The 11,770-nt window shown below is 70.5% G+C and carries 7 protein-coding genes; 2 read left to right on the forward strand and 5 right to left on the reverse strand.

Annotated features, from left to right (window positions below):
- The first annotated feature begins 231 nt into the window (after window positions 1-231).
- Window positions 232-5,799: a WD40 domain-containing protein gene (locus KME78_RS34420; protein WP_219533595.1), complete on the forward strand. Its 5,568-nt coding sequence runs from the start codon at window positions 232-234 to the stop codon at window positions 5,797-5,799.
- A 30-nt stretch (window positions 5,800-5,829) separates the two neighbouring features.
- Here the strand turns inward: KME78_RS34420 and coaE are convergent, their stop codons facing one another.
- The 3 genes from coaE to KME78_RS34435 all read right to left on the reverse strand — a co-directional run bounded on the left by coaE (window position 5,830) and on the right by KME78_RS34435 (window position 8,097).
- The gene (gene coaE / locus KME78_RS34425; RefSeq protein ID WP_219533596.1) at window positions 5,830-6,432 is read right to left on the reverse strand and encodes a dephospho-CoA kinase; all 603 of its coding nucleotides are present in this window, start codon (window positions 6,430-6,432) and stop codon (window positions 5,830-5,832) included.
- A gap of 9 nt (window positions 6,433-6,441) precedes the next feature.
- Complete coding sequence (locus tag KME78_RS34430; protein ID WP_219533597.1) at window positions 6,442-6,903, reverse strand: GNAT family N-acetyltransferase; 462 nt, start codon at window positions 6,901-6,903, stop codon at window positions 6,442-6,444.
- 486 nt (window positions 6,904-7,389) lie between these two features.
- Window positions 7,390-8,097: an SDR family oxidoreductase gene (locus KME78_RS34435; RefSeq protein WP_219533598.1), complete on the reverse strand. Its 708-nt coding sequence runs from the start codon at window positions 8,095-8,097 to the stop codon at window positions 7,390-7,392.
- 59 nt (window positions 8,098-8,156) lie between these two features.
- On the opposite strand from KME78_RS34435, the gene KME78_RS34440 reads away from it, so the two are divergent.
- Window positions 8,157-8,564 (forward strand): MerR family transcriptional regulator, encoded by a 408-nt coding sequence (locus tag KME78_RS34440; protein WP_219533599.1) that lies wholly within the window; start codon window positions 8,157-8,159, stop codon window positions 8,562-8,564.
- A gap of 161 nt (window positions 8,565-8,725) precedes the next feature.
- On the opposite strand, the gene rpsA is transcribed toward KME78_RS34440, so the two are convergent.
- Window positions 8,726-10,210: a 30S ribosomal protein S1 gene (rpsA, locus tag KME78_RS34445; RefSeq protein ID WP_214637589.1), complete on the reverse strand. Its 1,485-nt coding sequence runs from the start codon at window positions 10,208-10,210 to the stop codon at window positions 8,726-8,728.
- A gap of 199 nt (window positions 10,211-10,409) precedes the next feature.
- The gene (locus tag KME78_RS34450) at window positions 10,410-11,549 is read right to left on the reverse strand and encodes a polysaccharide deacetylase family protein (RefSeq protein WP_308127242.1); all 1,140 of its coding nucleotides are present in this window, start codon (window positions 11,547-11,549) and stop codon (window positions 10,410-10,412) included.
- Window positions 11,550-11,770: the final 221 nt, after the last annotated feature.

Genomic DNA, 11,770 nt, shown 5'->3' on the forward strand with positions numbered 1-11,770 from the left:
ACAACCCTGTTTATGGCCTCACTTCGTGAGGCGGGCTCGGTCGACTCTGCTTATTTGCCGCACTCCGTGCGGCGGGCTCGGTCGCCCAATGCCGCCGTCTTCCCCCGTCGCTCTGGTCGCTTCGCTCCCGGCGCTCCTCCTCCAGACGACGGCGCTCCCTCGCCGGCTCCTCCTCCAGACGACGGCGCTTCCTCGCCTGCAAACGCCGGTCCCACAGGGGATACTGACGGAATGGCACGTGACGGCAGGCCGACAGAGATCTTCGTCAGCTATTCCCCCGCCGACACGGCCTGGGCGACCTGGATCGCCTGGGAGTTGGAGGCGGCGGGCTACAGGACCATGATCCAGGCCTGGGACTTCGTGCCCGGCACGAACTTCATCGACTTCATGGACCGCGGCGTCAGCGAGGCGCAGGTGGTTGTGGCCGTGCTCTCGCGCAACTACCTGACCTCGCGCTACGGCCGCATGGAGTGGCAGGCCGCACTCCGCGCCGACCCCGACAACCCGTCCAACAAACTGGTCACGATCCGGCTCGAAGACGTACGCCTCGAAGGGCTGCTGTCCACGATCACCTGGGTGGACCTGCTCGGCGTCACCGATTCCGGCCAGGCCAGGGCGCTGCTGCTGGGCCGGGTCAGGGAGGCGATGTCGGGCCGGGCCAAGCCGGAGGCGGCGCCCGACTTCCCGACGGGTGCCGGCCTGCCGCTGCCCGCGCCGACGCTGCCGCCGCCCGCCGAGCGCTCGCGGGCCCGGCGCGCCCCGGTGTCGGCGCCGAAGTTCCCGCCGTCGGCCACCGCCGACCGCGGCCGCGAGTCGCTGACCGTGCTGCACATCGGCGGCCCCCGGTTCGGCCGGGCCCTGCCCGATCCGGGCGAGCCGTTCACGCCCGAGGACATGCAGGCGCGGATCTGGGCGGATCTGACATCGATGTACGACCGGGGCATGCCACGCCCCGACCTCATGATGGTCACCGGCGACCTGACCGAGTCGGGCAGCCTCGGGCAGTTCGGGCACGCGACGCGGTTCATCACCGACCTGCGGCTGCTGATCGGCCTGGAGCCGCACCGGCTGGTGATCGTGCCGGGCCCGCGCGACGTCACCAAGGCCGCGGCCAGCGCGTACTTCCTGACCTGCGAGGCCGACGACGTCTCCCCGCAGCCCCCTTACTGGCCCAAGTGGCGGCACTTCGCGGGCCTGTTCGGCGAGGTGTACCAGGGGCTGGACGACCGGGTGTTCGACGGCGGCCAGCCGTGGACGCTGTTCGAGGTGCCCGACCTGCGGGTGGTGGTGGCCGGGCTCAACTCGACGATGGCCATGAGCCATCTCGAACGCGACGCCTATCCCCTGCTCGGCGAGGGGCAGGCGGCCTGGTTCGCCGAGCGGCTGCGCCCCTATGAGGAGGACGCCTGGCTGCGGCTCGGCGCGATCGGGCACCCGCCGTCCACCCTGCGCGACGCGCCGACCTACGACCGGATCCTCTCCCGGCGGCTCAACCTGCTCTTCCACGGCACGGGGGAGGCCGGTGAGGCGGCCGTCGCCGCACCGCGCTCCGGCCATCACCACGTCGTCGAGATCACCAAGAACGGCCTGCGTACCTGGCTGCCCGACACCGACCGCCCCGAACGCGTCTCGCACAGCTGGCGCTCCGCCCAGGCCACCTTCACCGGTGAGGCGCCGGCCGCCCGCGCGCCCGAGCCCGCGCCGGTCGAGCGCGAGCCGGGCCCGGTGGACCTGCTGCTCGACCGGATCACCGAGGTCTGCGAGGCCAGGCACGAGCGGGCCAGGATCCGCCGGTTCACCGCCCACCTGGTCGTCACCCACCCCGAGGACGGGTTCGTCCGGCAGACGATGATCGGCGCGCACGTGGGCGAGCTGACCGCCGCCGAGGCCGACGACTTCGTCCGCCAGGCGCACGCGGCCGACCTCGCGGCCGAGCTGGTCTACCAGGGGTCGCCCCCGGCCAGGACGCTCCGCGACGAGCTCATGCGCAGAGGAGTGCGGCTACGCAGCTTCACCGAGTTCCAGGGCCTGCTCGACCTGTCGGGTTACGTCGCCGAGCAGACGGCCCGGCTCACCACCGACCGCCGCTACCCGCCCAGCCTGTACGTCCCCCAGCGCTACCGCGAACTCGACCGGCCGGGACACCAGGTCAGGCAGGGCCTGACGGACGAGCTGATGCGGCTGCTGTCCGCCGACCACGGCCGGTTCCTGCTGCTGCTCGGCGACTTCGGCCACGGCAAGACCTTCGCGCTGCGCGAGCTGGCCAGGCGCATCCCGGCCGAACTGCCGCACCTGACGCCGATCCTGATCGAGCTGCGGGCACTCGACAAGGCGCACTCGGTCGACGCGCTCGTCGCCGCCCACCTGGCCGGGCACGGCGAGGAGTTCATCGACCTCAAGGCGTTCCGCTACCTGCTGCGGCAGGGGCGGATCGTGCTGCTGTTCGACGGGTTCGACGAGCTGGTGACCCGGCTCACCTACGACCGGGCGGCCGACCACCTGTCGACGTTACTGGCCGCGGCCGAGGACAAGGCCAAGATCGTGGTCGCCAGCCGTACCCAGCACTTCAAGTCGCACAGCCAGGTGCTCACCTCGCTCGGCGAGATGGTCGGCGTGCTGCCGCAGCGGCGGGTGCTCAGCGTCGAGGACTTCACCCACGACCAGATCCGCACCTACCTGGCCAACCGCTTCGACGACGGCGACGCGGCGGCGGCGCGCATGTCGCTGATGGAGAGCATCACGGACCTGCTCGACCTGGCCCAGAACCCGCGGATGCTCAGCTTCATCGCCGACCTCGACGCCGACCGGCTGCGCACGGTGGCCGGCGCCCGCCACACGATCAGCCCGGCGCTGCTGTACGAGGAGATCCTCGGCTCGTGGCTGGCGTTCGAGGAACGGCGGGCCAAGGTGCCGGGGTCGCCGACCCCGCTGACCACCGAGGAGCTGTGGCAGGTCGTGACGGCGCTCGCGCTGCGGCTGTGGGACTCGGGCGAGTCGCTGCTGGGCGTCGACGAGCTGACCGAGCTCGCCGAGACGCTGACCGGCCTGGCCGGCGGGCAGCTGTCCGCCGAGCACACCGCGCACGCGATGGGCTCGGGGAGCCTGCTGGTCCGCACCGAGGAGGGCATGTTCGGGTTCATCCACTCCTCGGTCATGGAGTGGCTGATCGCCCGGCACGTCGCCGCCACGATCGAGGCGCCCCTGGTGCTGTCGCGCCGGCCGCTGTCGGCGCTGACCGTCGAGTTCCTGTGCGATCTGGCCGACATCCGGGCGCTGCGGGCGTGGGTGTCCGACCCGCCCGCCGATGACATCTCGCGGGCGAACGCGGTCAAGATCTCGGCGCGGCTGCGTACCCCCGCCCGGGCCGACCTGCGGGGCGCGAACCTCAAGGGCGAGGACCTGTCGGCCAGGGACCTGCAGGAGGTCGACCTGACCGGCGCCGACCTGACCGACGCCACGCTCGTCGGCACGAACCTGTCCCGGGCCGTCCTGCGCGACGCCAAACTAGCCGGGGCGCGGCTCGACGGCGCCAAGCTGGCGGGCGCCGACCTGACCGGGGCCGACCTGTCGGGCGCGCGGCTGGCCCATACCGACCTGAGCGACGTGTCCGCCGAGGGCGCCCGCTGGCACCGGGCCACGCTGATCAACGTCACGGGCACGCTGCCGCACCTGCCGGGCGCCTCCGTGGTGCCGGGCCAGCCGGTCGAGATCCAGCTCGCGCCCGCGGCGATCGGTGTCCCGTACGGCTATCACTTCCAGACCAGCCGGCTGCCGGAGCCCATCGCGTACAGTCCCGACGGGTCCACCATCGCCGTCGGCAACGAGGACGGCGGCGTGCTGCTGTGCGTCGGCGGCGCGCCCGTGCGGACGCTGCAGGGGCATCGGGGCCGCGTCTACGCGGTCTCGTTCGCCGAGAAGGTGCTGGCCACCGGCGCGAGCGACGGCCTGGTCGTGCTCTGGGACGCCCTGACCGGCGAGCACCTGCGCGAGCTGCGCGGCCACGCCGACGGGGTCTGGCCGCTACGGCTCAGCCCGTCGGGCGAGCTGGTCGCGGCGGGCGGCGGCGACGGCGTCATCCGCGTCTGGGAGACCGCCACCGGCCGGCTCGTCCACGAGCTCGCGGGCCACCAGGCACCCGTCTACACGGTGTCGTTCGGCGACTCGGTGCTGGTCAGCGGCGACTCGGCGGGCGTGGTGCGGATCTGGGACCTGACGTCCGGGCAGGTGGCGGGCACGCTCGACGGCCACCGCGGCTCGGTCTTCCGCGCGGTCCACAGCCCCGACGGGTCGCTGCTGGCCACCGGCGACGAGGCGGGGACGGTACGCCTGTGGGACACGGCCTCCTGGACGCTGCGCCACGAGCTCAAGGGGCACCCCGGCAGCATCTACTGCCTGACCTTCGCGCCCGACGGCTCGCTGCTGGCCAGCGGCGACACGGCCGGGACCGTACGACTGTGGGACCCGGCCGGCCAGGCGCACGGCGTCCACACCAGCCATGCCGGGTCGGTCTACCAGGTCGTCTTCTCCCCCGACGGCCGGACACTGGCCACCGGCGACTCGGGCGGCGTCGTCCGGCTGCAGGAGGTGGGCGGCGGCCGGCGGGTCGAGCTGGCCGGGCACCGCAGCTCGGTCTGGCCGTTCGTGTTCCGCCCCGACGGCGAGCAGCTGGCCACCAGCAGCAACGACGGCACGGTACGCCTCTGGGATCCGGCCAGCGGCCAGTGCCTGCGCGTGCTGCGCGGCCACGGCAGGCGGATCTCCTCGGTCAGGTTCAGCACCGACGGCTCGATGCTGGCCACCAGCGGCAACGACGGCGTCGTACGCATCTGGGAGCCGCGCACGGGGCGCCGCCTGCGCGAGGTCACCGGCACCGCCGACCGGCTCATCTCGGCCCTGTTCTCGCCCGCCGGGCCCGTGCTGGCCACCTCCAGCAACGACGGCGGCGTCCATTTCTGGAACGCCGTCACCGGCGACTACGAACGCGAGCTCAACGCCGAGACCGACCACGTGTGGGCCGAGGCGTTCAGCCCCGACGGCACACTGCTGGCCACGGCGAACGACGACGACAGCGTCCGGATCTGGTACCGGCCGACCAGCCGCCTGGTCAGCAACCTGGCCGACCATCGGGGCCGGGTCCGCTCGATCGCCTTCAGCCCCGACGGCCGCTTCGTGGCGACCGGCTGCGACGACCGGCTGGTACGCCTGTGGCACGTCGAGTCAGGCGGCCGGGTCGCCACTCTGGAGGGCCATACCGACCGGGTCTACTCGGTCGCCTTCTCGCCCACGGGCCGGCACCTGGCGAGCGCCGGCAACGACGGCCGCGCCCTGGTGTGGGAGCTGCGCCCCGGCCAGCCGTGGCAGCCGCTCCTCCAGCACACGCTCGACAAGCACGCCGGACGGTTGTGGAGCGTCGCGTTCGACGCCACGGGCGAGCGGCTGGCGACGGGCGGCGACGACCTCATGGTGCGGGTCTGGGACACCGCGACGGGGCGGGAGCTGCGCACGCTGGCGGGGCACTCGCGGCGGGTGTGGTCGGTGGCGTTCAGCCCCGCGGCTGATCTGCTGGCCAGTGCCGGGGACGACGGGGTGGTGATCCTCTGGGCGGGGGCGGAGCGGCGGGCCACCCTGCTGGGCCTGCCGGAGGGGTGGGCGGCGCTCGCCCCGGACGGGAGGTACAAGATCCAGGGGGAGGTTTCCGGGCAGTTCTGGCACGTCATCGGGATGTCGCGGTTCGAGCTGGGCGAGCTGGATCCGTATCTGTCCGGCGTCCGTCAGGTGCCGCTCGACTCCCCGTTCTGAGCACGCCGCCGGACCGCGTTGTCCATGCGGTCAGCCGCGCCAGGACCGGGTCACCAGGGCGTCCCAGACCTGGCTGACCTTGGCCTCCAGGTCGTCCAGATCGCCCTCGTTGTCGATCACGATGTCGGCGACCGCCAGCCGCTCCTGGCGGGTCGCCTGAGCCGCGATGCGGGCCTTGGCGTCCTGTTCGGGCATGCCGCGGTGCTCGGCCAGGCGGGCGATGCGCACCTCGTCGGCGGCGTCCACGACGATGACCACGTCGTACATCGGCGCCAGCCGGTTCTCCGCGAGCAGCGGCACGTCGTAGACCACGATCGCGTCGGCGTCCGCCTGGCTCTGCAGATCGGCGACCCGCTCCCCCACCAGCGGGTGGACGATGGCGTTGAGCGCCGCCAGCCGGTCAGGGTCGGCGAACACGATGGCGCCGAGCTTCTCCCGGTTGAGCGAGCCGTCGGGATGGAGCACCTCCTCGCCGAAGGTGGCGACCACCCGGGCCAGGCCCGGGGTGCCGGGCTCCACCACCTCACGGGCGATCTTGTCGGCGTCGATCACGACGGCGCCCCTGGCCGCGAGGCGCTTGGACACCTCGCTCTTGCCCGAACCGATGCCGCCGGTGAGCCCGATTTTCAGCACGCGGAAAGCCTATCCGTGATCGGGATCACGGCGCATGTGCACGAGCGTGAGGTGATCGTCCATGCGCTCCCTGCGGGTCTCGCGGTAGCCCAGGCGGCGGTAGAGCCGCAGGTTGGCCTCCGACAGATGGCCGGTGAACAGGTCGAAGGCCGTCGCCTCCGGCGTCTGCTCGTGCAGCGTCTCCAGCAGCGCCCGGCCCACGCCGCGACCCTGCTGGTCCGGCGCCACCACCAGGCGCCCGACCAGGCAGGTCGTGCCGGCCAGCTGGCCGCGTACGGCTCCCACGATCCGGGTGCCGTCGGTGGCCTTGAACGCGATGCCGGTCTCGATGCCCTTGCGGATCTGCTCCACGGACTCCAGGAGCGGCGGCAGGAACGGGTCGCCGTAGAGCTGCGCCTCGGTCGCGTACGCCGCCCGCTGCACGGTGAGGATCTCACCGGCGTCAGCGGCCCGCGCCCGCTCGATCTCCACGCGAGCACCCTACTCCTGCCTCACACCGGCGTCATATGCCGTTGAGCGCCCACCGTCCCTCCTCGATCGCCATTGGTCCTTTGTCAGCACGGGAGACAGTCGTGAGCTGGAGGTCGGCCTGCCCGGGGAAAGGCAGAGAGGAGGAGAGCGATGTCGCCTTCGCTCCGGTATGTCCGGGGATGTGGTGCTCGCAACAAGGGGGGATGACCATGTCGCCGGGGAAGAGGAAGCCGGATCTGCCCAGCCTGATGTTCGCGGAGCAGCCGGACGGCGGTCCGGGCGTGGCGGTCCGGGCGTGGCGGTCCGGGCGTTCAACACCGAGAAGACGTAAGCCGTCATCGGGCGGGTCTTCGCCGGCATCTAGGCGACCGTGTCAGCGACCGCCTCGCTCTGCGCACGCTGGACCGCCTCAACCGCCGAGCGCCGCGCAACGTTACAGGCCGCCTGAAGGCCACGTCCGCAGGCGTGACCTTCAGGGCCAGCAGGTCAGGACGTGAGGGCGGCCGCCGCTTCCCGGTAGATGACGCTCGGGTCCTCGGACAGCCACGCCTTCACCTGGCGGCTCCAGTCGTCGGCGAGCACCTCGGGCCGGTCCGCCTCGATACCGTCCAGGGCCGCCGCGACGATCACCTCGGGCGCGGTCTTGTCGCCGTTGTACCAGGCCATCATGTCGGTGTCCGCGGCGCCCAGGTGCAGGCCCGTCACCAGGGTGCGCTGGCCGGCCAGCTCCAGGCGCACGCTGTTGGTGAGCGCCCATTCAGCGGCCTTCGCCGCATGGTAGGCACCCGCACCGTCGAAGGCGAGCCACGAGAGCGCGGACAGGGCATTGAGGATCGCGCCGTCGGCCAGCTGGGGCGCGAAGGCGCGGATCACGTTGAGGGTGCCGTAGAAGTGGGTGTCCATCTCGCGGCGGATCGTGTCCAGGTCTCCGGTGACCAGGTTCGCCCCGGTCGAGATTCCCGCGTTGTTGATGACGATCTTGACGTCGCTCGCCGCAGCGGCCGCGGCGGCGACCGATGCCGGATCGGTGATGTCGAGGTGCAGCGGGACGACCCCTGGTACGTCGATGAGGTCCGGGCGGCGGGCGGTGGCGTACACCTTGCCGGCGCCACGGTCGAGAAGGGATAGGACGAATTGCCGGCCCAGGCCGCGGTTGGCACCGGTAACCAGCACATGTGCTCCGTTTATCTTCATGCCGGATAGGCTAAAACCTGACGTTGACGTCAGAGGCAAGTCTTGTGTGGGAGGTCACAGTGCGTATCGGCGAGTTGGCGGCGAGGTCGGGCGTCAGTGTGCGGGCCCTGCGCTACTACGAGGAGCAGGGCCTGCTGAACGCGAACCGGAGCGCCTCCGGGCAGCGTCACTACCCGGAGCCGGCGGCCGACCGTGTCCAGCTGATCCAGATGCTCTACTCGGCCGGCCTGTCCAGCCGGACCATCGCCGAACTGCTGCCCTGCGTCGAGGCCAAGGTCAGTACTCCGGAGTCGCGTGCCCCGCTCGCCGCCGAACGCGAGCGCATCGATGCCCAGATCGCCGCGTTGACCCGTACCCGTGACCGCCTGGACACGGTCATCGCGCTCACGGAGATCCCCCACAACGGCTGCACATGGATCGCGGACCTAGACGTCGCCGCAGAGGCGAGTCACTCCATGACGCCCTGATCGCCCTCCCGCAGAACCTCCCCGAGCAGGATCGGCAAGCCCTCACCGCCGCCGCGCCCACCCTGGAAAGGGTCGCGGAAGAGATCGTTCCGCATGTAGCGCAAAAGAAGAACCCCGCACCGGATGGTGCGGGGTTCTTCTTTACTAGCTAGCCAACCAGGTCAGCTCTGGCCGCCCGCGAGCTTCTCGCGCAGAGCCGCGAGAGCCTCGTCGGAGGCGAGGGCGCCGGCCGCCGGAGCGGACGAGCCCGAGCTGCTGGCCGGAGCCGCGGTCTCACCGGTGTAGGACGAGGGAGCGGCTTCGCCCGCCTCGGCCTCCGCCTTGCGAGCCTCTTCGATCTGCTTCTTGTGCGCCTCGAAGCGGGTCTGGGCCTCGGCGTACTGCCGCTCCCACTCCTCGCGCTGCTTGTCGAAGCCCTCGAGCCACTCACCGGTCTCCGAGTCGAAGCCCTCGGGGTAGATGTAGTTGCCCTGGTCGTCGTAGGTCGCCGCCATGCCGTAAAGCGTGGGGTCGAACTCGACCTCGGTGCCGACACCCTCGTTGGCCTGCTTCAGCGAGAGGCTGATGCGACGCCGGTCGAGGTCGATGTCGATGATCTTGACGAAGATCTCGTCGCCGACCTGGACGACCTGCTCCGGGATCTCCACGTGGCGCTCGGCCAGCTCGGAGATGTGGACCAGGCCCTCGATGCCCTCCTCGACCCGGACGAACGCGCCGAACGGCACCAGCTTGGTGACGCGACCCGGCACGACCTGGCCGATCTGGTGGGTGCGGGCGAACTGCTGCCACGGGTCTTCCTGAGTGGCCTTGAGCGACAGGGAGACGCGCTCGCGCTCCATGTCGACGTCGAGGACCTCGACCGTGACCTCCTGGCCGACCTCGACGACCTCGGAGGGGTGGTCGATGTGCTTCCAGGACAGCTCGGACACGTGGACCAGGCCGTCGACGCCGCCGAGATCCACGAACGCACCGAAGTTGACGATCGAGGAGACGACGCCCTTGCGGACCTGCCCCTTCTGGAGGGTGTTGAGGAACGTCTGGCGAACCTCGGACTGCGTCTGCTCAAGCCACGCGCGGCGGGACAGGACCACGTTGTTGCGGTTCTTGTCCAGCTCAATGATCTTCGCCTCGAGCTCGCGGCCGACGTACGGCTGCAGGTCGCGGACACGGCGCATCTCGACCAGGGACGCCGGCAGGAAGCCACGCAGGCCGATGTCGAGGATGAGTCCACCCTTGACGACCTCGATGACGGTGCCGGTGACGATGCCGTCCTCGTCCTTGATCTTCTCGATCGTGCCCCAGGCCCGCTCGTACTGAGCGCGCTTCTTGGACAGGATCAGGCGGCCCTCTTTGTCCTCCTTCTGGAGAACGAGGGCCTCGACGTGTTCGCCGACCTCCACGACGTCAGCAGGGTCGACATCGTGCTTGATCGAAAGCTCACGCGAGGGGATGACACCCTCGGTCTTGTAGCCGATATCGAGAAGGACCTCGTCTCGATCGACCTTGACGACGGTGCCCTCGACGATGTCGCCGTCGTTGAAGTACTTGATGGTCTCGTCGATCGCTGCGAGGAAGGCTTCCTCGGACCCGATGTCGTTGACCGCTACCTGCGGGGTGCTCGAGGTGGCCTCAGTGCTGGACGTCATGTGTGGAATTGCTCCGAACGCGGACAGAAGTCGATGTGGCGGACGCGCGGCAGGCCCTCTTCCGCATCAAGCCGAGGAATGACGACATCGACGTGACCGAGCGCGAGCCCGCTCCGTCTGAGGCGCGCGCGAGCCCACAGCGCAGCGATCAGCATATGAGACCATCAGCGTGGGGTCAATCCGACCGCCCGGCCACCCGTCAATAGATGACGAGCTGGCCTCTCCGCTTTGGCGCAATATTACCCTGAAGGCGCTGCGGGACAGAGATCTTTGTCGGGTCCCCGTCGGACACGTAACGCTCCCCAGGATGCTTGTTCAGCCACCCCAGCCAGTACTGCGAGCACCACTTGCGGCATTCGCCCTTGTTGCCGTTGCTCTGGATGCGCTGGATGGCCACTGGGTCAAATTTTTTCGCGTACGGCGAAAGGGATGGCTCGGCCCCGGCCAGGAAGACCCCGGCGAAGTCGTAGGTGGTGCCGTCCCACTCACCGTGGCGGGCGATCTTCTTGGGGTGCGGCATCGCCCCGAACGGCAGGGCCATGGTGATCGCCGGACCGGCGCCGAGCTTCTTCAGTAACCGTTCGAGCCGGACGATCTGCTCCTTGACCTTCTTCTTCCGCATAGCCGCCAGATTGGGGTGGGACCAGGTGTGGTTGGCCACCTCGAACCCATGACCGACCAACCACCGCACGGCCGCCGCCTGCTCCTCGGGCTTTCGTAACCCGAACGGATCGTGGTTGATCCACAGCGTGGCGACCGGCCGGAACTCGGGATAGCGCCGGGCCACGTCTAAGAGCACGCCGACCGCTGTGTTCGGCACGGGGTTGCCGCTCGCGTCCAGCCTGAAGTGGCTCTCGTGCCCGTCGTCGAAGGTCAGCACGACGGGGAACCTGCCCGCGGGCACCCGGATGTCGCCGGTGGCGAACTCCTTGGCGGTGATCGGCCAGTAGCCCTGCTTGGCCAGCTTCTCCAGCTCCCTGCGTAACTGGTCGGGCGTGCGGTCGATCGAGGCGAACCGCTTCTTGAGTATCCGGTGGTACATCAGCACCGGCACCAGGCCGAGCTCGTTGGCCTTGACCTGCTTGGCGAACTCCGGCGTGGACACCACTCCGGGCGGCTCGGCGACCGTCGGCACGGGCTCGGCGACCGTCGGCACGGGCTGGGCGGGGGTGGGCTGCGCGGACTGCCCGATCCTGGCCGCCGCCGGTGGCCCGGGAACGGCCCGGCCGGAGGGCAACTGCAGCATCAACCCGATGACCGCCACTGCCATCACCCCGATTGCCGCCACCCCGATGTGCGCGATGGCGATGATCCGTGGGTAGGACGCTGACGATCGCACAAGGCTCCCGTGCCAGTCGGTGAAAACTTACCCTCAGGGTAGTCCAGAACCCCGTATCGGCCGGTGTTCCCGACACGCCGGACCGCCCTGTTTCATGGCGCGGGGCCGCCTGCCGCTCGGCGCGGGGCCGCCCCACCGTACGGAGATCGATCTGCCCCGGCGTACGGCGATAAACGTCAGGTGCGGCGGACCAGAAGCACGGCAGGGCGGAACGAGCCGCT

The sequence above is a fragment of the Nonomuraea guangzhouensis genome, from assembly GCF_019396345.1.
Classification (GTDB): domain Bacteria; phylum Actinomycetota; class Actinomycetes; order Streptosporangiales; family Streptosporangiaceae; genus Nonomuraea; species Nonomuraea guangzhouensis.

What these genes read in the sequence shown, in the direction of transcription:
- KME78_RS34420 (WP_219533595.1), top strand. Translation starts at nt 232, where the DNA reads ATGGCACGTGACGGCAGGCCGACAGAGATCTTCGTCAGCTATTCCCCC.
- KME78_RS34435 (WP_219533598.1), bottom strand. Translation starts at nt 8,097, where the DNA reads ATGAAGATAAACGGAGCACATGTGCTGGTTACCGGTGCCAACCGCGGC.
- rpsA (WP_214637589.1), bottom strand. Translation starts at nt 10,210, where the DNA reads ATGACGTCCAGCACTGAGGCCACCTCGAGCACCCCGCAGGTAGCGGTC.